Consider the following 19,550-nt stretch of genomic DNA (forward strand, 5'->3'; position numbering starts at 1 on the left):
TATAATGTAATATCCTGACCATTTAATAACTCGTACTGAATTTTCTTTGCTCGCAAGGAGGATTTTGTGGGAGGTGATTAAATGGGCAAGATTCAGGGCGTTGAAAACCTGCTTGTTTATTTGGAGTCTGTGGGATACCCGCTGACCGAACAGCAGATCGACGAATTCCTGCGGGCAAGAACAATTCCGCACAGCAAACCGTATGGTGGAATCATTGTCTTTGACAGCAATCACATCGAATGGTGGATGGACTTGCGCCGCAAGCACGAATTCAAACCGAAAATAAAGTGAACGGAAAACTCCGGGTCTGCCTGAAATACAGGGCAGCTCCGGAGTTTTTATATCGGCGCCATTTTATTTAAAATGGGTGAAGTTCTGATGGATTGGTATGTTAAACTGGATATGATGAAGGAAACTGCAGATGGGAGGAAGTTCGATGAAAAGTTTTAAGCTTGAATTCTTTTTTGACCAGGGGAATACACTGACACACCAGGTGAAAGCGACCAGCAAAGAGTCTGCGTTAAGCAGCATCCCTACAAACGGCACCTATGAATTCCAGGATGAACAGGATAAGAAAGCCTATCGGATCACCATCAATCTAGTAAAATATATTATCGTTTCAGAGGTCTAGTTTCTGAAGGTGGATAACGCTGCTGGTTGCGGCGTTTTTTTATGGCATCAAATAAAACCCCCTATATACGTTGAACTAAAGAAATAATATTTATATACCGCTTAGGCGCTATGAACAGTGCAAAGATTGTGCTCCACCGCTGCGCTCGTCGCAAAGGCTACGCCACCTGCATTTGGAGTACCTTGGCTCCCGCAATAAGCCGAGAAGAGCACTCGTCTTCTGCACCACTCGGCCTTGGCCTGCTCTTGAGTCGCGCCTTTGCTGAGGTCGACTTCCAGATTTGAAGTGAATCAGTAAAGACTTCCTATAGTTTCAGCACAGCGTTAAGCATCCACTCGGACGAAGGTCCGAGTTTGTTTCTAGAAACCACTTCAGCATGAGAAGGGTTTCTAAGATATGGAGCAAAACAGCGCAGAAAACCGTACTGCTCCACCAGCGCTTTGCGCTTCGTCGCAAAAGTTCGACCGAATGTGATTCGGTCGAACTCTTCCTGCGGCTTAGCGACACGACCGATACACCGCAGGAAGCGAAGCGTACGAGGAGGATTGGGCGGGAGCACGCTGGAAAGCGAAGCTGTTTTGTGGAATATCGGTTTCTGTAGAGTATTTAGTTTAACTTATATAGCTCAAAATCGAAATTTCGTGAAAGAGGGATGACGATGGAATATAGAGGACCACTGGCATATGATGAAAAAGATTTTCTGGAAACGTATCTGAAGAGGCGGTCGCGTCCCGACAGCCCGAATAATGCCATCGAGGGGCCGATCCTGACTGCGCTGCTGGGGGATATTAAAGGGATGGCAATACTGGACCTAGGATCTGGGGACGGTGGATACGGCAAGGAGCTGTTGCTGAACGGGGCTCAGAAATATACGGCTGTAGAAGGGTCTCCCGCAATGATGGCACTGGCAAGTGAGAATCTCGCAGGTCTCAATGCTGAACTGCATCTTACTGCAATGGAAAATTTCCGCTTTGCCGAGAACAGCAGCGATATTGTCATTTCCAGAATGGCCATGCACTATATTGAAAATCTTGATAAACTGCTCTCTTCAATCAAGTCGGCCTTAAAAAAAGACGGTAAATTCATCTTCAGTGTCCAGCATCCCCTGACGACTTCATCTTTTAAAAGCAAGAGTGCCGGTGAACGGAAAGGCGACTGGATTGTGGATGATTATTTTCAGCAGGGCAGGCGGGATGAGCCCTGCATGGGGAAGACCATCATCAAATATCACCGGACGATTGAAACTTATTTCACTTTATTGTCGAAAGCCGGCTTTTTGGTAGAAGCACTGCAGGAAGGTGAACCTGTAGAGGAGAATTTTACCTCATCCGAAGAATATGAGCGGCGAAAGAGAATACCGGTCGTCCTCGTTTTTTCATGCAGGAAAGAATAGCCAGGCAAATGGTATGTGAATAGTAAAAAGCCAATGGGGCATGCCCATTGGCTTTTTTTCGTTAATGGATCTGGCGGTAAACTCCGACCACTTTGCCGAGGATGGAAACTTTTTCGACGATGATGGGATCCATTGATGAGTTTTCTGGTTGAAGGCGGAAGTAATTGTCTTCACGGAAGAAACGTTTGACAGTCGCTTCATCTTCTTCGGTCATAGCTACAACGATATCACCGTTATTGGCTGTCTGCTGCTGTTTGACGATGACGTAATCACCGTTCAGGATGCCAGCCTCGATCATACTTTCACCCATGATTTCAAGCATGAAGATGTGATCGTCTTCTGTGCCGTAAGATTGCGGCAGCGGGAAATACTCCTCAACATTTTCAATTGCCGTGATCGGTTGGCCGGCAGTAACTTTACCGATGAGGGGAACATGCAGCACCGGGCTTTTATCGACTAGGGCTTCTTCAGTGGAAATAACTTCGATGGCTCTCGGTTTAGTCGGGTCACGGCGGATCAGGCCTTTGCTCTCCAGCCGCGCAAGATGGCCATGGACCGTAGAACTGGAAGCAAGTCCAACTGCTTCCCCTATTTCACGGACGGATGGTGGATAGCCCTTTTTTTGTACTTCATCTTTTATGAAAGTCAGTATATCTTCCTGTCGCTTCGATACTTTTTTCAACAGTTTCACCTCTTTTGATTAATCTACTTGTTTTCTAATTTTATTATAGCAACTTGGGCATTGAAATGCAAACATAGGTTCGAATTTCGGCTTGACAAAAACACCTGTTCGCATTATTATAAGAACATACATTCCGAACCTACATTCCAGGAGGCGATTTTTTATGGCTTACATTCAAAAAAACTCTTTTGTGGTTTTATTTTTTGCACTGATACTTCTTCTTTCACTTTTCACTGTCATATCCCATAATAATGAACAGGCTCAAATGGTGCAGATTAAAATCGAACAGGGTGATTCTTTGTGGCAATTGGCTGAGGAATTCAGCGGCAACGTCCCTCATCATGAATGGATCGACCAGATTATGAGAGAGAACGGCCTGGAGGCACCGGTGATCACTGCGGGACAAACCCTGAAGATCCCTGAAGAGCACTTAAAATTTGTGCCGGATCAAAATATCAAATTAGCGAGTGATTCAGAATGAAGAAAAAAGCATACATCTATTGCCGTGTAAGCACGGAAAAACAGACTCAGGAGACTTCCCTGGAACGCCAGGAGGAAGAATTGATGAAGTTCGCATTCCAGCAGGGATACCTGGTTGAACAGGTATTCCGGGATCAGCACAGCGGTTACGAAATGGACAGGGACGGTCTATTGGAAATGCTCAACAGCATCAAAACTGAAAAGTTGGATGCTGTATTTGTGCAGGATGAAACACGTCTTGGCAGAGGACATGCACGAATCGCCTTGCTTCATGTCATGAAAAAATACGGCGTCGATGTCTATACGTTATCGGATGGCGGACAGATTTCCTTGAATGATATGGATGATATGGTCCTTGAAATCCTGGCCATCGTCGAAGAATACCAGCGGAAAATACATAATGCTAAGATCAAGCGGGGAATGAGGCGGGCTGTTGAAAACGGCTATAAACCCGAAAGGAATCTGAAAGGGAAAGGGAATCCGCAGGGCCGGGAACGGCTGGACCTCCCCCTGGACCAGATTGTCAGCCTGAAGAACAGCGGACTTACCTTTCATGAAATTGCGGCCACTTTGGAAGGTTTCGGCTATAAGGCGAGCAAAGCGACTGTACACCGCCGATACAAGGAGTTCCAAAAATTGTCGCAGAACTAATTTCTTGCACTTGCCCTTCGCTTTTTATACCATATGAAGAGAGAAGGGTGGATGCATATGTTAGTACCAGATAAAATGAAACGGATAAATGAATTGGCGAAAAAGTCTAAAAAAGACGGGTTGTCTATTGAAGAAGCTAAAGAACAAAGTGCATTAAGGCAGGAATATCTGTCGACGTTCCGCAAAACGATGCGCGGCACAATTGAAAATGTTACAATTATTGATCCCAATGGAGACGATGTAACTCCGGAAAAGGTCAAAAATAGCCGGGAGAATAAGTATTTGAATTAATACTTATTCTCTTTTTCGTTGTATTCTTTTCAGGACTTTACTAAACTATATAAGGAATGAATTTTTGTATCAGAAAGGGTGTTACGATGTCTAACCATACAGATCAACTTGCAGTAACTACGATTCGCACATTATCCATCGATGCGATTGAAAAAGCGAATTCCGGCCATCCTGGTTTGCCGATGGGGGCCGCTCCAATGGCATATACATTGTGGACGAAACACATGAACCACAACCCGGAAAATCCGGAATGGTTCAACCGTGACCGTTTTGTATTATCAGCAGGACACGGCTCCATGCTTTTATACAGCTTGCTTCATTTAAGTGGATATGGGCTGGAAATGGATGAGATCAAGAATTTCCGTCAATGGGATTCGAAAACTCCAGGACACCCTGAGTATCATCACACTGTCGGAGTCGAAGCGACAACTGGACCGCTTGGGCAGGGGATCGGTATGGCAGTCGGTATGGCCATGGCTGAAAAGCATCTGGCTGCAACTTACAATAAAGAGAACCTGGATGTCGTCGACCATTACACATATGCATTATGTGGAGATGGTGACTTGATGGAAGGTGTTGCAGGGGAAGCGATTTCGCTTGCCGGGCACTTGAAATTGAACAAACTTGTCGTTCTTTATGACAGCAACGATATTTCACTTGACGGGGATCTCAGCATGAGTTTCTCTGAAGATATCCGCAAACGTTTCGAGTCATACGGATGGAACTATCTGCGCGTCGAAGACGGCAACGAATTGGATGATTTGTCTGAGAAAATTGCACAGGCAAAAGAATCTGCAGATAAACCGACCCTTATCGAAGTGAAGACGGTCATCGGCTACGGAGCTCCAAACAAATCCGGTAAAGCGGATGCGCATGGTGCACCGCTTGGTGAAGATGAAATGAAACTGGTGAAAGAATATTATAAATGGACCTTCGATCAGGACTTCCATGTACCGGATGAGGTTTATGATACATTCAAACAAGCCACTGATGAACTTGGCGGAAAAGCTGAAGCTGCATGGAATGAACTTTTCGAGAAATACGAAAAGGAACATCCGGAACTGGCAGAACAATTGAAAGCTGCTATTCGTGGTGATCTTCCTGAAAACTTCGAAGCGGAATTCCCGGAATACGAAGTCGGCAAAAAACAGGCGACACGTTCATCTTCTGGTGATATGGTCAATGCGATAGCGAAGACGGTACCTTCATTCTTCGGAGGAAGCGCCGACTTGGCTGGATCGAACAAAACGAATATCAAAGGCGGCGGAGATTTCGATGCAGAAAATCCGGCAGGCCGCAATATTTGGTTTGGTGTCCGTGAATTCGCAATGGGTGCGGCTTTGAATGGTATGGCGCTGCACGGCGGCCTTCACGTTTTCGGCGGAACATTCTTCGTGTTCAGCGATTATGTGCGTCCGGCAATCCGTTTGTCGGCTTTGATGGGCTTGCCTGTCACTTTCGTCTTCACTCATGACAGCGTCGCTGTAGGAGAAGATGGCCCTACGCATGAGCCGGTTGAACATTTGGCATCTCTTCGTGCTATGCCGAACCTGAACGTTATCCGTCCGGCAGATGCGAATGAGACGAAGCAGGCGTGGAAACTGGCGCTTACAGCTGAATCTCAGCCGACATTGCTTGTACTGTCCCGCCAGGATCTGCCGGTTCTGGAAGGGACCGGGGAACTTGCAGCAGCAGGCGTGGAAAAAGGTGCTTATGTAATTTCAGGCACTGAAAACCCGCAGGCCCTATTGCTTGCGACCGGTTCTGAAGTCAGCCTGGCTGTTGAAGCGCAAAAACAATTGGCGGCAGAAGGTATTTCTGTATCCGTTGTTTCCATGCCATCATGGGACCGCTTTGAGAAACAGGATAAAGCATACAAGCAGTCTGTAATCCCGCCGACTGTGAAAAAACGCCTTGCCATTGAAATGGGCGCATCATTTGGCTGGGACCGCTACACAGGGGATGAAGGGGAAATCCTTGCCATCGACCGTTTCGGAGCAAGTGCACCGGGTGAACGCATTATGCAGGAGTTCGGATTTACGCCTGAAAACGTAGTGGCAAAAGTTAAAAACTTGATCAACGAATAATAATTGGACGGGAGCGATTTTGCTCCCGTTTTTATATGGATATGAACTGCTTTTTTCTTTTTTGCAGGGATATAGTCAGTCAGCTGGTTTTATAGTATAATTTTTTGGGTGTACTATTTTATTTATGCAACACAAGGGAGGTAATGAATTTGGATACATGGATCTGGATCGTAATCGTGATTTTCGCTTTGCTCGCAGGTGTTGCTCTTGGATTCTTCATCGCACGCCGTTACATGATGAAGTATTTGCAGGACAATCCGCCAATCAATGAAGAAATGCTCCGCATCATGATGATGCAAATGGGCCAAAAACCTTCACAAAAGAAAATAAATCAAATGATGACTCAAATGAATAAAGCATCTACCAAGCCCGAGAAAAAAGTAAAAGCAGCTAAAAAATAAAAAGCGCTCATTTGAGTGCTTTTTATTTTTGATATAATCGACGTATATTTATATTATGTTAACTAAGTGACTCAGAAAAAAACGACTGCCATTTTAGGCAATCGGTTCTTTGGGCATTTCGCTGATAAGTTCAAACGTTTTCGGTTCATCACTTGATGCATTTTCAGGAAGCAGACCGTATTGTTCAAGAAAATCTCTGACCGTTTTGGTGTATTCTTCGGTATTTTCATTGAACGACTGGGCATGGGCCCCTTTTTCGAAAAGCTTCAATGCTTTCGGTTCGGGTTTTATTTCATGCATTTCCATAGTCATTTCCGGCACGACGAAATCATCGGGCAGGCTGTGGATGAAGAGTACCGGTTTTTCAATGGTTTTGACGGCTTCCCGCGGTGCCACAGTGCTGATATGGTAACCATCCCGTAATTTCATGAAAAATCCAGCCAGTTTTAAAGCAAGCGGTGTCTTCAGGGGAGTCGTGGTCTGCATGACATGCAGAATCTGTTCCGAAATGTCGGAATAACCGCAATCCGAAATATAGAAGGCCGCATCATCTCGCAGCCCGGCGTAAAGCAGGGTAGTGGCGGCACCCATCGATTCACCGTGAATGCCGAACACGAGATCGGGTCCGACATGGGCTCTCAGCATATCGACCACCGCTTTTAAGTCGAATTTTTCATAATGGCCGAAACTTGTCGTTTTGCCGCCTGTGCCGCCGTGCCGGCGATGGTCATAAACGACTGAGTTGAAGCCCAGTTTTTCGAACATCCGTGCATACTTGAATGAATTGACTTTCGTTTCGGTGACGCCGTGGCAGATGATGGCGTAATGGTACGTGTTATGCGGTTCCAGGAAAATAGCGTGTACATGATAGCCATTCTCCGACTCGATCCAGCGTTCTTCTTTTTTAACATTGGCATACCAGGCTTCATCGTAGCGTTTGGCAGAGGTTTCGCGCTCCAAGATCAACTCCTCGTCCTTTTTCTTCACATACATCAGACGATTGCTGGCAAGGATTCCTGCGGCGGTAGCCGCTAGTGTGAATGTGCTTGAAATTGCAGCTGAAATTTGGAATACGCGTTTTCTCATGGCCATTGCTCCTTTATGAACGGTTTTTATATAGTGTATACATTCCCGTATTTATCGGATTTGACACATGGGTTTCGATTTTTTTGATTGCTTCATAAAGACGTTCCAAATCGATGCCTGTTTCGATCTCCATCCGGTGCATCATATTAACGACATCTTCGGTTGCGACATTGCCGGTTGCCCCTGGTGCGAATGGACAGCCGCCAAGGCCTCCTGCAGAAGCGTCAAATCGGTCTACACCGGCCTGAAGGGCTGCGTAGATGTTGGCCAAGGCCATTTTTCGTGTATCGTGGAAATGCGCTGTGATCAGCGTATCCGGAAATTGTTCTTTCAATTGCTTGAACAGGTAATGGCTCTCGGCCGGATTCGCCATACCGATCGTATCGGCAACGCTGAGCTCATCAACACCCCACTCGACGAATTCCTGGCACAGCCGGATGGTGTCTTCGGGTTTTATCGCACCTTCAAACGGGCAGTAAAAAGCGGTTGAAATGCAGGCGCGCACAAAAACACCCCGGTCTTTCAGATCGAGGATCAACGGTTTTAAGGCTGCCATGCTTTCCGCAGTGGATTTATTGATATTCTTTTTATTGAATGATTCTGAGACTCCGACGAATACAGCGAGCGCATAAGCGCCGGCTTCGAGAGCAGCAGTGATGCCCCGCTCGTTAGGCGTCAGCACAAACTGGCGGCCGGTTTTTTTGGCGCCGGCAACGATTTCTTTTGAATCTGCCATTTGTGGCACCCATTTCGGCGACACGAATGAAGTCAGTTCCATTTCAATGATGCCAGCCTGCTGCAGCCCTTCGATAAAATGCAATTTAGCATCGGTCGAAACCAGCTGTTTTTCATTTTGCAGGCCGTCCCGCGGTCCAACCTCGATTATCGTAATATTTTTTGGTAAACTGTACATAGTATCCCCCCTGAGTCCATTGTAGCGATGCGGGGGATAAAAGAGCAACCAGTTTTCATCAAACAAGGGGGAAAAGAAAATGTCACAGGAAATCGTAATTGTAAGCGCTGTCCGTACGGCAGTGGGAGCGTTTCAGGGGAGTTTAAAAGATGTACCGGCAACCGAGCTTGGTGCAATTGTCATAAAGGAAGCCGTTAACCGTGCCGGCATTAAGCCGGAGCAGGTTTCTGAAGTGATCATGGGGAACGTTTTGCAGGCGGGCCTTGGCCAAAATCCTGCTCGCCAGGCAGCGATCCATGCTGGTTTGCCTCAGTCTGTACCGTCGATGACGATCAATAAAGTTTGCGGCTCCGGCCTCAAGTCGATTCATCTCGCTTATCAGGCGATTTTCGCAGGAGACGCTGAAATCGTCGTTGCAGGAGGAATGGAAAACATGAGCCGGGCTCCATATCTGCTTGAAAATGCGCGCGGCGGATTCCGTATGGGCGACCAGAAAGTCATCGACAGCATGGTGGCCGATGGTTTGACTGATGCCTTCAATAACTACCATATGGGCACAACTGCTGAAAATCTTTGCGATATGTATAATATCACACGTGAAGAACAGGATAAATTTGCGGCACGTTCACAGGCAAGAGCGGCGGCTGCAGTGGAAAGTGGCCGTTTCGATGCTGAAATCGTGCCGGTTGAAATTCCACAGCGCAAGGGTGATCCGGTCATATTTACGGCCGACGAGTATATCAAAGCTTCTTCCAATGAAGAAAAATTGGGCAAATTGCGTCCTGCCTTCAAAAAAGACGGCAGTGTCACAGCCGGGAACGCATCAGGCATCAACGACGGAGCGGCGGCAGTTGTCGTCATGTCCAAAGCGAAGGCTGATGAACTTGGCCTGATGCCGCTTGCGACGATTGTTGCCAACGGCCATGCAGGGGTAGACCCTTCGATCATGGGTATCGGTCCCGTTCAGGCTGTGAAAAATGCATTGGCAAAAGCGGATATGGATCTCGGGGACATCGAGCTGATCGAAGCGAACGAAGCATTTGCGGCACAGTCGATCGCGGTAGACCGGGAGCTCAAATTCAATCATGATATCCTGAACGTGAACGGTGGTGCAATTGCCATCGGACATCCGATCGGCGCAAGCGGCACACGCATCTTTGTCACCTTGCTTCACGAAATGCAGAAACGGGATGCTAAAACAGGGCTGGCAACACTTTGCATCGGCGGCGGCCAGGGAGTCGCAACGATTGTTAAACGTCCTTAAGGAGTTGGTTTGAATGGCAAAGAAAGATGAACAGGCAAATGGTTTATTCAATGAAGAGATGCTGGCCAAGCTGAAAGATACAAAAAATACTTTGCTGGCTGAAGAGCGGCAAAAGCGCGAGGAAGAAGAGGCAAAACGCATTTTCGAGCGCAAACAGCGCGAAAAAAATATGTCGTTTGCTGAACTCCTGGAAAAGCACGGTGAGCAAGGCAGCAAGTTTTAAGGAATTGGAATCCCGGATCTGCAAAAGCAGGTCCGGGATTTTTTTATAAACGGTTTTGACTTCGGACTTTAAATACGTTATATTGTTTATTGGCGAACGATAATGAAGTATTTTAAATATAACGTTCGTATATAGGAGTGTTAATGATGGAAAATGTGTTTGATTACGAAGATATTCAGTTGGTTCCTGCAAAAGCGATTGTAAACAGCCGCTCAGAATGTGATACTTCTGTGCAATTTGGAGGCCGTACATTCAAACTTCCGGTTGTGCCCGCGAATATGCAGACGATTATTGATGAAAAGACAGCCATTTACCTAGCAGAAAACGATTATTTCTATATTCTTCACCGTTTTAAACCGGAACAGCGCATTGATTTTATCAAAGATATGCAGAACCGGGGCCTCTACGCTTCGATAAGTGTTGGCGTAAAAGAAGAGGAATACACCTTCATCAACCAATTGGCGGAAGAAGGATTGGTTCCCGAGTATATGACGATAGATGTGGCGCATGGACATTCAGAATCTGTTATCAAAATGATCCAGCATATAAAGAAAACTGTTCCTGACAGCTTTTTGATCGCAGGCAATGTCGGGACTCCGGAAGCTGTAAGAGAGCTCGAGAATGCCGGGGCAGATGCCACTAAAGTCGGTATCGGACCTGGTAAAGTCTGCATCACGAAGATCAAGACCGGTTTCGGCACGGGCGGCTGGCAATTGGCGGCTGTGCGTCTTTGTTCAAAAGCTGCGAGCAAGCCGATCATCGCAGACGGCGGAATCCGCACGCATGGCGATATCGCCAAATCAATCCGTTTCGGCGCTTCGATGGTCATGATCGGATCACTGTTTGCCGGACATGATGAATCACCTGGTGAGACGGTTGAGCGCGACGGCGTCCTCTATAAAGAATATTTCGGTTCCGCTTCCGAATTCCAAAAAGGGGAAAAGAAGAATGTGGAAGGCAAGAAGATGTTTGTGGAATACAGAGGCCCGCTTCAGGATACGCTAACTGAAATGGAACAGGACCTTCAATCATCGATTTCCTATGCAGGCGGCGATAAATTGGAGGCTATCCGCCTCGTCGATTATGTAATCGTGAAGAATTCCATTTTCAATGGTGATAAAGTTTATTGATCCCGGGACTTTTATACGCTAAATACCAACAGGTGCAGGAAAGCTGATTCAGCTTTCCTGCACCTGTTGGTTTTTTCGGCATTTCATATTTTATGTGACGAATGGCCATCCGCCAGATATTGGATTGTTTCTTTATCCGATCTGGTCGGAAGGGAGAACTGATGGCTGTACTTTTCATGGCCTTTACCGGTGATGATTATCCAGTCGCCTTCTTGGCTCCGGTCCATTTCAATCTGCCCTTTATCATTGCCAAAACGGGTATTGAAATCCTGGTAAATCGATTCCATTTCTTGGGATGAGGATGAATTGAGATCATCTGTAGTCAGCGTGTAATGATCGCTGAGCCTGGAAGAGACATCCAGGATATCCATCCGTTTGCTGGTGTCCCGGTCCCCTCGGAATCCGTATATATGGGTGACCCGCCTCGCGCCGGCTTCTTTGGCAGTTGTCAGGCAATGGTATATTGCGTCGGGGGTATGTGCGTAATCGACGATGACTACAGACCCATTCGGCATTTCGGAACGTTCGAAACGGCCTTCGACACCGGGGAAAACCTGCAGGGCAGCAAGCATTCCTTCTTTTTTTACGCCTGCACCAAGAGCCGAGGCATATGCCATCAATGAATTATAGATATTGTGGGTGCCGGCAATCGGGGATTGGAGAATAGTTTCTTCTTCATCATCAAGTACTGCGGATGAGTTCTCCTTATCCATTGAGCGGATACGGATGTGACTGCTTGGATGCTGTCCGATGCTGCAGATGTGCCGGCCTTTTTCACGAAGTTCGAGGGGAAGTTTTTCGCCCCATTCATCATCGATATTGATGATTGCCGTTCCCCCGGGTTTCAGCTGATTGAATAATATTTTCTTGGCATCGAAATAACTGTCCATCGAACCATGGTAATCGAGGTGTTCATGCTGCAGGTTCGTAAAGAGGCAAATATCGAATTCAACCCCTTCAATCCGGTGCTGTGAGAGTCCATGAGAAGAAACTTCCATGACGACTGCCTCATCGTCGCTTGAAGCGAGCAATTGCTGAAGGATCAAAGAGCTTGGCGTCGTATTCGGACTTTCGATGGAATGGCCGTTCACGATATTCCGGATGGTCCCCATCACTGAACAGGAAATGCCGTTCTTCTCCAGCAGGTGTCTGATAAGATAGCTGGTGGTGGTTTTGCCGTTTGTTCCAGTGATGCCGATCATGGTCTTTCGGCTAGCGGGATCACCGTAAAAATTTTTTGCTGCAATACCGAGAGCTTTCCTGGTATTCTCAGTCCGCAGATAAGGCACGGGCAAGCCATCCATCTGGAGTTCGCCTATGACGGCTGTGGCCCCGTTTTCTATGGCATGCCCGATATGTCTATGGCCATCGTCGTTATAACCTCTGATGGCAATGAACACGAAATCTTTTTTGACAGCCTTTGAGCTGTCAGCAATTCCTTTTATGTCAAGGTCATGAAAATTATGGTCTATGGTGTGGTGGAGTTGTAAACCCGCTGTTATGTGAGATAATTTCATTTTTGGGCTGACCTTCCTGTGCGGTGATTTCCAGACGGCCCGGAAAGGGGGGCAGACTTTCATTTCCCGGGCTGCCGGATGTGTTGACTTCTATGAATATTACAACATGCCCCTGGTTTGAAACCAAGTTACTTTCGTACTGATGCTTTCGTACTTTTACCTAATTCGACTGGTTCCTTCTATAATACTTCCATATAAATTGATGCAAGTTAGATCAGCGATGCTCTGTATATTTCATTTGCTTCGTTATTTTCTTAGCCTGTTCAATCTGTTCCGGGCTGATTTTTGTTTCCAGGGCTTCAACTGTCTCTTGGATCTGCCGGGCGGAACTGGCCCCAGTTACGGCAGAAGCAATCGTTTCTGACTGGAGGACGGCATGAAGTGCGAGGGCATTCAAGTTTTCAGCAACCACCGTTAATTGCTCCAATACTTTCTTCAGTTCATCGCGATCATAGCTAAGGTATCCATCATGCTGCTTGGCTCGTTCCAAACCTTCTATAGTCAACAAGCCCTTGGCGAGGGTGCCTCGGGTTACGACAGACCTTCCGGCGGTTCCGATCGTTTCCAGCAATTCTTCGGGCCGGCGGTCGAGGAGGCTGTACTGCATCATGATGGAAACGATGGCGCTGTCCTCAAGAAAGCGATTGATGACATTCGGCCGAATCGATGAAATGCCATACTCCCGGATCAATCCCTCTTTTTTCAATTCTTCGAATGCTTCAATTGTTTCATCTGATGAGTCTGTGATCATGCCGCCGTGCAGCTGATAAAGATCGATCCAATCCGTATTCAGTCTCCGGAGGCTGTCATGCACTTGTGCGGTGATATACGCTTTAGAAGGATTCCATGTCACCTCATCTGAATTCGCATCCCATTGATTGCCGACTTTCGTTGCAAGAATGATATCATGTCGGCGGCTGCCCAATGTTTTCCCTACCATTTCCTCATTCTGCCCCTTGCCGTACAGATCGGCAGTATCGAAATAATTAATGCCGTGGTCGAGCGCTTCATCGACAATGGCTTGCGCTTCAGTGAGGTCTGCCGGCAATGACATGCACCCAAGTGAAATTCTGCTGACTTCCAGACTGCTGTTCCCTAAACGTTTCTTCTCCAATACAATCACCTCATTTTAGACTATTGTTCTTACTATTGTTCTTACTATGGTATACTTTGCGGGAGAAAAACCACAAATGAAACGAGGCGCCCTATGAAAAAATTTGAAGAAAAAACCATCAGCTCCGAACGCATTTATGAAGGGAAAGTCATCAACCTGAAAGTGGATGAAGTGAAACTGCCGAACGGCAATACCTCGAAAAGGGAATTGATCGAACACCCAGGTGCTGTGGCGATCCTCGCAATCACTCCTGAAAGGAAAATCATCATGGTGGAGCAGTACCGTAAAGCGCTTGAACGATCCATCATCGAAGTGCCTGCAGGCAAGATCGAAAAAGGGGAAGCACCGGAAGTGACGGCGATGCGCGAGCTGGAAGAAGAGACCGGCTATACAGCATCGGCACTCGAACTCATCCAGTCATTTTCAACATCGCCTGGATTTGCGGATGAAGTGATCCATCTCTATCTTGCAGAAGGGCTCGAGAAAGCGGAGACGGGTGCCGCGCTTGATGAAGATGAATTCGTCGAATTGCTGGAAGTGACCATCGAGGAAGCTGAAGAGATGATGGGCGATAACCGGATCTATGATGCCAAAACGGCTTTTGCCGTGCTATGGGCGAAGCAGCGATTGTCCATTGAGAATGGAAGTAATCTCAGATTATAATGATTATCGTTAAATGGCGGCATGTATCCTTGTAATTGAGAACTGACTTTTGATATAATGAAGTCAGTTTGAGGGAGGGCGTCGCATGGAAACCAGGATTGATCGGATCAAAAAGCAATTGCACGCTGCGAGCTATAAATTGACGCCACAGCGCGAAGCGACTGTTCGAATATTGCTAGACCATGAAGAAGACCATCTTAGTGCGGAAGACGTCTATCTTTTAGTGAAGGATATTGCACCGGAAATCGGGCTGGCAACTGTATATCGGACGTTGGAGCTTTTAACCGAATTAAAAATTGTCGATAAAATAAATTTTGGTGATGGCGTATCACGCTATGACCTGCGTCAGGAAGGCGCTGCCCATTTCCACCATCACCTTGTGTGCCTGGAATGTGGCGCTGTAGATGAGATTCAGGAAGATCTGCTGGAAGATGTAGAAAGTATTGTAGAAAAACGCTGGAATTTTCAAATCAAAGACCACCGTCTTACTTTCCATGGCATCTGCTGGCGCTGCCATGACCGCAGCTCACAGGATTCATCGGAAAATTGAGGCGACAGAGAGTAACGGCCAGTTTTGGCCGTTTTTTTTGTTTCAGTGAGCTATATAAATTGAATAAAAGAAACGACATTTATATGCCGCTTCGTCGCTTTGGACCAGCTTCCCACAATAAGCCGAGAAGAGCACTCGACTTATTGCTCCAGCCGGTCCTGGGTCGCGCCTTTGCTTAGGTCCACTTCTGGAGTTGAAGTGAAGCACTAAAGACTCCCTACAGTTTCAGCGTAGCGCCCGGCACCCACTCGGACGAAGGTCCGAGTTCGTTTTTGGAAACCACTTTAGCACGAGAAGGATTTCTAAGATATGGAGCAAAACAGCGAAGACTCCTGCGGCTTAGCGACACGACCGATACACCGCAGGGAGCGCAGCGGACGAGGAGGATTGGGCGGGAGCCCGCTGGAAAGCTCAGCTGTTTTGCGGAATATCGACTTCTGTAAAGTACTAAGTTCATTTTATATAATAAAACATTTATTAATGCCTTATTAATAAAAAGGAGGCCATCAAAGATGAAATACGCTAAAGACGCACTGGACGATTATCTGCAGTTTCTGCGTGTTGAAAGAGGATTGGCATTGAATACATTGACGTCCTACGAGCGGGATTTGAAAAGTTACCTTCAATATCTGAAAGAAGTGGAGCAATTGGATTCCCTCCGGCGGGTTGAAAGGATACATATATTGAACCACCTCAGCCACCTGAAAGAGACGACCATGTCTTCGCGGACGGTAGCCCGGCATATTTCATCCATCCGCTCGTTCCATCAATTCCTGATCAGGGAACGGATTGTCGAAAAAGACCCGACGGTTCATCTTGAAATGCCGCAAATGGACAGGAAATTGCCGAATGTGCTGTCGATTGAAGAAGTCGAAGCATTGATCGAAGCACCGGATACGTCCAAGGCGAATGGCATCAGAGATCAGGCTATGCTGGAATTGCTGTATGCCAGCGGTATGCGCGTCAGTGAATGCATCAATCTGGATTTGGAAGACGTCAATTTAACGATGGGCTTTGTGCGCTGTTTCGGAAAAGGTGGAAAGGAGCGAATAATTCCGCTTGGGAAATCGGCGCTCGATTCGTGCCGTGATTATTTATCCAGGGCCAGGAGTGAACTTTCTAAGCCGGGCATCACAGCTGATGCTTTGTTTATCAACCAGCGGGGTAAGAGATTAACGAGGCAGGGCTTTTGGAAGCTGTTGAAGCAGCATGCCCAAAAAGCCGGCATCCAGAAAGAATTGACACCGCATACATTAAGGCATTCCTTTGCCACCCATTTGATCGAAAATGGGGCGGATCTGCGTGCTGTACAGGAAATGCTGGGCCATGCGGACATATCTACGACACAAATATATACCCATGTCAGCAAAACCAGGCTGAAGGACGTCTACACCCAATTTCATCCGCGTGCCTGACACAAGTCTGACATCTGACTTTTTTGAGAATGTGTTAGAATATAAATGTAAATAAGGAGGATATAAAATGACATATAAAGAATTTAAGCGCATTCATTTAATCGTACTCGACTCCGTGGGCATCGGCGAAGCGCCGGATGCAGAAGCATTCGGGGATATCGGGTCGGATACACTTGGCCATATCGCCGAGGCGGTGGGCGGACTCAATATGCCGAATATGGAGCAACTTGGACTTGGCAATATTAAGCAGGCTCAAGGGATTTCTCCAGTATCTTCACCATCAGCCTATCACGGCAGACTGCAGGAGGCGTCTGTCGGGAAAGATACGATGACCGGGCACTGGGAAATCATGGGCCTGAATATCGATACGCCTTTTAAAGTATACCCCGATGGTTTTCCTGCTGAACTGATCGCCGCACTGGAAGAGCGTACAGGCCGCAAAGTGATAGGCAATAAACCGGCCAGCGGCACTGAAATTCTTGATGAACTTGGTGCTGAGCATATGGAAACCGGAGCGATCATCGTGTACACATCTGCAGACCCGGTTCTGCAAATTGCTGCGCACGAGGAGATTGTGCCGCTTGAAGAGCTGTATAAAATCTGTGAAATTGCCCGTGAACTGACCCTGTCAGCCGAGTTTCTGGTAGGACGTGTCATTGCGCGCCCATTCATCGGCGAAAAAGGTGCATTCAAACGAACATCAAACCGGCACGATTATGCATTGACGCCATTCAGCCGTACGGTCATGAATGAACTGAAAGATAACGATAAAGATGTAATCGCCATCGGCAAAATCGATGATATCTATAACGGCGCTGGTGTCACCAAAGCGGTCCGCACAAAAGATAACGGGGATGGCATGGATAAGCTGGCTGCGGCAGCGGGAGAGGATTTCACCGGCTTGAGCTTTTTGAACCTTGTCGATTTTGATGCGCTATATGGCCACCGCCGTGATCCGCAGGGGTACGGGGCAGCGCTTGAGGAATTCGACCGCCGTTTGCCGGAAGTCCTGGAAAAGATGGACAGCAGCGATCTGTTGATCATTACAGCCGACCACGGTAACGACCCGACATTCCCAGGCACTGACCATACACGTGAATTTGTTCCTTTATTGGCGTATTCTCCACGATTTGAAACAGGGAAAGAACTGGGCTTAGGGTCGACATTCGCTGATATCGGTGCGACAATTGCCGATAACTTTGAAGTTCCGATGCCTGAATACGGCACAAGCTTCCTATCCAAATTAAAATAAAAAGGCGGTTTTACAGGCATGAGAATGGTAGATTTGATTGAAAAAAAACGAGACGGATTTGAACTTTCTACAGAAGAAATCCAATTTATTGTAAAAGGCTATACAGCTGGCGATATTGATGATTACCAGATGAGCGCATTCCTGATGGCCACTTATTTCCAGAACATGACGGAACGCGAACGTGCGGACCTCACGTTGGCGATGGCGGCTTCAGGCGATCAGATCGACTTGTCGGCTATAGACGGCATCAAAGTTGATAAGCATTCAACCGGCGGTGTCGGCGATACGACGACATTGGTGCTCGGGCCATTGGTAGCTGCTTGCGGCGTGCCGGTAGCGAAAATGAGCGGCCGTGGGCTTGGCCACACAGGCGGCACAATCGATAAACTGGAAGCGATTGAAGGATTCCATGTGGAATTATCCACAGAAGATTTCATCAAACAAGTAAATGACATTAAAGTGGCAGTCATTGGCCAGAGCGGCAATTTGACGCCTGCAGACAAGAAGCTTTATGCACTCCGTGATGTAACGGCGACTGTCAACAGCATCCCGCTGATCGCAAGCTCCATCATGAGCAAGAAAATTGCAGCCGGAGCTGATGCCATCGTCCTTGACGTGAAAACAGGTGAAGGCGCGTTCATGAAGACGGCTGAAGATGCAGAAGAATTGGCGCATGCGATGGTGGGTATCGGGAACTCAACTGGCCGTAAGACGATGGCCATCATTTCCGATATGAGCCAGCCGCTTGGCTATGCCATCGGTAATGCCCTTGAAGTAAAAGAGGCGATTGAAACTTTGCAGGGGAACGGTCCGGAAGATTTGACGGAACTTTGCCTGGTGCTCGGCAGCCAGATGGTGGTTGTCGGCGGTGGCGCGGATAATTTGGATGATGCCCGTGCGATGCTTGAAGAAGTGATCGGGAACGGCAAAGCATTGGAAGTGTTCCGCCAGTTTATCGAAGCACAGGGTGGCAACCCGGCAGTGGTTGATGATGTCAGCCTGCTGCCGCAAGCGAAATTCGTAAAAGAAGTGCCTTCGCAAAAAGAAGGTTATATCTCCTTCATGGAAGCTGATGAGATCGGCACAGCTGCGATGGTTCTTGGAGCGGGCAGAGCGACGAAAGAATCGGAAATCGATTTGGCCGTCGGCATCGTTCTCCATAAGAAAGTCGGCGATTTCGTCAAAGAAGGGGAAGCGATCGCAACTGTCTATTCGAATACAGAGGATATCGCGAAATGCACGGAGATGTTATATAATAGTATAGAATTCAAAGATGAACCGGTTGAAAAGATTCAACTGATTTCAAAATTGATTACAGACTAAAAAGAAAAGCGACGGCACCCGCTAAGCTCTGCCAGACATAAGACGGAATAACGGAGCGGTCCTGACCGCGCAGTTAGGCTGGCTTATGGCCAAAGAGCTGGGTCGCCGGAGTCTGGACAAAGAAAAGCGACGGCACCCGTTTAGACTCGACAAGCATAAGACGATTTGGCGAAGCGGCGTCTTTTCAGCCGCACAGCCAAAGTGGCTTATGACCTCGAGAGTCTGGGTCGCCGGAGTCTGGACAAAGAAAAGCGACAACGGCCACTAACAAGCTTTCACTTTGAAAAGTCATACTTTCTTGTCTGCAAAAAGAATCTTGCCGGGTTTTACCCGGCAGGATTCTTTTCAAATTCCCACTTCAGGAGGACGATTATGCATTTATATGGGACTCAATCCATCAACGATCAAGGACATCTGACAATCGGCGGAGCTGACTCAGTCGAGCTTGCGCAAGAATATGGAACACCACTCTTTGTTTACGATA

Annotated in this window: 21 protein-coding genes; 16 read left to right on the top strand and 5 right to left on the bottom strand. The window is 47.3% G+C overall.

Annotation, left to right across the window (positions count from 1 at the left end; genetic code table 11):
• Window positions 1-81 precede the first annotated feature (81 nt).
• The 3 genes from IQ294_RS03965 to IQ294_RS03975 all read left to right on the top strand — a co-directional run bounded on the left by IQ294_RS03965 (window position 82) and on the right by IQ294_RS03975 (window position 2,024).
• Window positions 82-291 (top strand): hypothetical protein, encoded by a 210-nt coding sequence (locus IQ294_RS03965; protein ID WP_203332694.1) that lies wholly within the window; start codon window positions 82-84, stop codon window positions 289-291.
• Between the two features lie 145 nt (window positions 292-436).
• A complete protein-coding gene (locus IQ294_RS03970; protein WP_203332695.1) occupies window positions 437-631 on the top strand; it encodes a hypothetical protein in 195 nt (64 codons plus the stop codon).
• Between the two features lie 658 nt (window positions 632-1,289).
• The gene (locus IQ294_RS03975) at window positions 1,290-2,024 is read left to right on the top strand and encodes a class I SAM-dependent methyltransferase (protein WP_203332696.1); all 735 of its coding nucleotides are present in this window, start codon (window positions 1,290-1,292) and stop codon (window positions 2,022-2,024) included.
• Window positions 2,025-2,085: 61 nt separating this feature from the next.
• Here the strand turns inward: IQ294_RS03975 and lexA are convergent, their stop codons facing one another.
• Entirely contained in the window at window positions 2,086-2,706 is a 621-nt protein-coding gene (gene lexA, locus IQ294_RS03980; RefSeq protein WP_203332697.1) for a transcriptional repressor LexA, read from the bottom strand.
• 163 nt (window positions 2,707-2,869) lie between these two features.
• Here lexA and yneA point away from each other — a divergent pair, with 163 nt between their 5' ends.
• From yneA to IQ294_RS04005, 5 genes are all read left to right on the top strand, one after another.
• The gene (gene yneA, locus IQ294_RS03985; protein ID WP_203332698.1) at window positions 2,870-3,187 is read left to right on the top strand and encodes a cell division suppressor protein YneA; all 318 of its coding nucleotides are present in this window, start codon (window positions 2,870-2,872) and stop codon (window positions 3,185-3,187) included.
• Complete coding sequence (locus IQ294_RS03990) at window positions 3,184-3,837, top strand: YneB family resolvase-like protein (protein ID WP_203332699.1); 654 nt, start codon at window positions 3,184-3,186, stop codon at window positions 3,835-3,837. Before yneA ends, IQ294_RS03990 begins: the two co-directional genes overlap by 4 nt.
• 57 nt (window positions 3,838-3,894) lie before the next feature.
• Window positions 3,895-4,128 (top strand): DUF896 domain-containing protein, encoded by a 234-nt coding sequence (locus IQ294_RS03995; protein ID WP_203332700.1) that lies wholly within the window; start codon window positions 3,895-3,897, stop codon window positions 4,126-4,128.
• An 86-nt stretch (window positions 4,129-4,214) separates the two neighbouring features.
• Window positions 4,215-6,215 (top strand): transketolase, encoded by a 2,001-nt coding sequence (gene tkt / locus IQ294_RS04000; protein WP_203332701.1) that lies wholly within the window; start codon window positions 4,215-4,217, stop codon window positions 6,213-6,215.
• Window positions 6,216-6,358: 143 nt separating this feature from the next.
• Entirely contained in the window at window positions 6,359-6,616 is a 258-nt protein-coding gene (locus tag IQ294_RS04005) for a YneF family protein (RefSeq protein WP_432419943.1), read from the top strand.
• A gap of 93 nt (window positions 6,617-6,709) precedes the next feature.
• Here IQ294_RS04005 and IQ294_RS04010 read toward each other — a convergent pair whose 3' ends face one another.
• Both IQ294_RS04010 and IQ294_RS04015 read right to left on the bottom strand, forming a co-directional pair.
• Window positions 6,710-7,702 carry an alpha/beta hydrolase gene (locus IQ294_RS04010; protein WP_203332703.1) on the bottom strand — a complete coding sequence of 331 codons (993 nt, stop codon included), beginning with the start codon at window positions 7,700-7,702 and terminating at the stop codon, window positions 6,710-6,712.
• Window positions 7,703-7,715: 13 nt separating this feature from the next.
• A complete protein-coding gene (locus tag IQ294_RS04015) occupies window positions 7,716-8,615 on the bottom strand; it encodes a hydroxymethylglutaryl-CoA lyase (protein WP_203332704.1) in 900 nt (299 codons plus the stop codon).
• Between the two features lie 79 nt (window positions 8,616-8,694).
• On the opposite strand from IQ294_RS04015, the gene IQ294_RS04020 reads away from it, so the two are divergent.
• The 3 genes from IQ294_RS04020 (at window position 8,695) to guaC (ending at window position 11,232) form a co-directional block, all read left to right on the top strand.
• Window positions 8,695-9,879 (top strand): acetyl-CoA C-acetyltransferase, encoded by a 1,185-nt coding sequence (locus IQ294_RS04020; RefSeq protein ID WP_203332705.1) that lies wholly within the window; start codon window positions 8,695-8,697, stop codon window positions 9,877-9,879.
• 13 nt (window positions 9,880-9,892) lie between these two features.
• The gene (locus IQ294_RS04025) at window positions 9,893-10,102 is read left to right on the top strand and encodes a DUF3886 domain-containing protein (protein ID WP_203332706.1); all 210 of its coding nucleotides are present in this window, start codon (window positions 9,893-9,895) and stop codon (window positions 10,100-10,102) included.
• A 146-nt stretch (window positions 10,103-10,248) separates the two neighbouring features.
• Complete coding sequence (gene guaC, locus IQ294_RS04030; RefSeq protein ID WP_284699714.1) at window positions 10,249-11,232, top strand: GMP reductase; 984 nt, start codon at window positions 10,249-10,251, stop codon at window positions 11,230-11,232.
• An 83-nt stretch (window positions 11,233-11,315) separates the two neighbouring features.
• Here the strand turns inward: guaC and IQ294_RS04035 are convergent, their stop codons facing one another.
• Together IQ294_RS04035 and IQ294_RS04040 are read right to left on the bottom strand one after the other, a co-directional pair.
• Window positions 11,316-12,749 (bottom strand): UDP-N-acetylmuramoyl-L-alanyl-D-glutamate--2,6-diaminopimelate ligase, encoded by a 1,434-nt coding sequence (locus tag IQ294_RS04035; protein WP_203332708.1) that lies wholly within the window; start codon window positions 12,747-12,749, stop codon window positions 11,316-11,318.
• A gap of 214 nt (window positions 12,750-12,963) precedes the next feature.
• Window positions 12,964-13,863 carry an aldo/keto reductase gene (locus IQ294_RS04040; protein ID WP_203332709.1) on the bottom strand — a complete coding sequence of 300 codons (900 nt, stop codon included), beginning with the start codon at window positions 13,861-13,863 and terminating at the stop codon, window positions 12,964-12,966.
• 93 nt (window positions 13,864-13,956) lie between these two features.
• Between IQ294_RS04040 and IQ294_RS04045 the strand changes: the two genes are divergently transcribed.
• From IQ294_RS04045 to IQ294_RS04065, 5 genes are all read left to right on the top strand, one after another.
• On the top strand, window positions 13,957-14,526 hold the full coding sequence (locus IQ294_RS04045; RefSeq protein WP_203332710.1) for an NUDIX domain-containing protein: 570 nt from the start codon (window positions 13,957-13,959) through the stop codon (window positions 14,524-14,526).
• Window positions 14,527-14,611: 85 nt separating this feature from the next.
• Window positions 14,612-15,076 carry a ferric iron uptake transcriptional regulator gene (gene fur / locus IQ294_RS04050; protein ID WP_203332711.1) on the top strand — a complete coding sequence of 155 codons (465 nt, stop codon included), beginning with the start codon at window positions 14,612-14,614 and terminating at the stop codon, window positions 15,074-15,076.
• 512 nt (window positions 15,077-15,588) lie between these two features.
• Window positions 15,589-16,491, top strand: coding sequence for a site-specific tyrosine recombinase XerD (gene xerD, locus IQ294_RS04055; RefSeq protein ID WP_203332712.1), 903 nt, complete (start codon window positions 15,589-15,591; stop codon window positions 16,489-16,491).
• Window positions 16,492-16,558: 67 nt separating this feature from the next.
• Window positions 16,559-17,743 carry a phosphopentomutase gene (gene deoB / locus IQ294_RS04060; protein WP_203332713.1) on the top strand — a complete coding sequence of 395 codons (1,185 nt, stop codon included), beginning with the start codon at window positions 16,559-16,561 and terminating at the stop codon, window positions 17,741-17,743.
• Between the two features lie 18 nt (window positions 17,744-17,761).
• Entirely contained in the window at window positions 17,762-19,066 is a 1,305-nt protein-coding gene (locus tag IQ294_RS04065) for a pyrimidine-nucleoside phosphorylase (RefSeq protein ID WP_203332714.1), read from the top strand.
• Window positions 19,067-19,550 lie beyond the last annotated feature (484 nt).

The sequence above is a fragment of the Planococcus beigongshangi genome (assembly GCF_016820495.1).
GTDB classification, from domain to species: domain Bacteria; phylum Bacillota; class Bacilli; order Bacillales_A; family Planococcaceae; genus Planococcus; species Planococcus beigongshangi.

What these genes read in the sequence shown, in the direction of transcription:
- IQ294_RS03965 (WP_203332694.1), top strand. Translation starts at nt 82, where the DNA reads ATGGGCAAGATTCAGGGCGTTGAAAACCTGCTTGTTTATTTGGAGTCT.
- IQ294_RS03970 (WP_203332695.1), top strand. Translation starts at nt 437, where the DNA reads ATGAAAAGTTTTAAGCTTGAATTCTTTTTTGACCAGGGGAATACACTG.
- IQ294_RS03975 (WP_203332696.1), top strand. Translation starts at nt 1,290, where the DNA reads ATGGAATATAGAGGACCACTGGCATATGATGAAAAAGATTTTCTGGAA.
- yneA (WP_203332698.1), top strand. Translation starts at nt 2,870, where the DNA reads ATGGCTTACATTCAAAAAAACTCTTTTGTGGTTTTATTTTTTGCACTG.
- IQ294_RS03990 (WP_203332699.1), top strand. Translation starts at nt 3,184, where the DNA reads ATGAAGAAAAAAGCATACATCTATTGCCGTGTAAGCACGGAAAAACAG.
- IQ294_RS03995 (WP_203332700.1), top strand. Translation starts at nt 3,895, where the DNA reads ATGTTAGTACCAGATAAAATGAAACGGATAAATGAATTGGCGAAAAAG.
- tkt (WP_203332701.1), top strand. Translation starts at nt 4,215, where the DNA reads ATGTCTAACCATACAGATCAACTTGCAGTAACTACGATTCGCACATTA.
- IQ294_RS04005 (WP_432419943.1), top strand. Translation starts at nt 6,359, where the DNA reads ATGAATTTGGATACATGGATCTGGATCGTAATCGTGATTTTCGCTTTG.
- IQ294_RS04010 (WP_203332703.1), bottom strand. Translation starts at nt 7,702, where the DNA reads ATGAGAAAACGCGTATTCCAAATTTCAGCTGCAATTTCAAGCACATTC.
- IQ294_RS04015 (WP_203332704.1), bottom strand. Translation starts at nt 8,615, where the DNA reads ATGTACAGTTTACCAAAAAATATTACGATAATCGAGGTTGGACCGCGG.
- IQ294_RS04020 (WP_203332705.1), top strand. Translation starts at nt 8,695, where the DNA reads ATGTCACAGGAAATCGTAATTGTAAGCGCTGTCCGTACGGCAGTGGGA.
- IQ294_RS04025 (WP_203332706.1), top strand. Translation starts at nt 9,893, where the DNA reads ATGGCAAAGAAAGATGAACAGGCAAATGGTTTATTCAATGAAGAGATG.
- guaC (WP_284699714.1), top strand. Translation starts at nt 10,249, where the DNA reads ATGGAAAATGTGTTTGATTACGAAGATATTCAGTTGGTTCCTGCAAAA.
- IQ294_RS04035 (WP_203332708.1), bottom strand. Translation starts at nt 12,749, where the DNA reads ATGAAATTATCTCACATAACAGCGGGTTTACAACTCCACCACACCATA.
- IQ294_RS04045 (WP_203332710.1), top strand. Translation starts at nt 13,957, where the DNA reads ATGAAAAAATTTGAAGAAAAAACCATCAGCTCCGAACGCATTTATGAA.
- fur (WP_203332711.1), top strand. Translation starts at nt 14,612, where the DNA reads ATGGAAACCAGGATTGATCGGATCAAAAAGCAATTGCACGCTGCGAGC.
- xerD (WP_203332712.1), top strand. Translation starts at nt 15,589, where the DNA reads ATGAAATACGCTAAAGACGCACTGGACGATTATCTGCAGTTTCTGCGT.
- deoB (WP_203332713.1), top strand. Translation starts at nt 16,559, where the DNA reads ATGACATATAAAGAATTTAAGCGCATTCATTTAATCGTACTCGACTCC.
- IQ294_RS04065 (WP_203332714.1), top strand. Translation starts at nt 17,762, where the DNA reads ATGAGAATGGTAGATTTGATTGAAAAAAAACGAGACGGATTTGAACTT.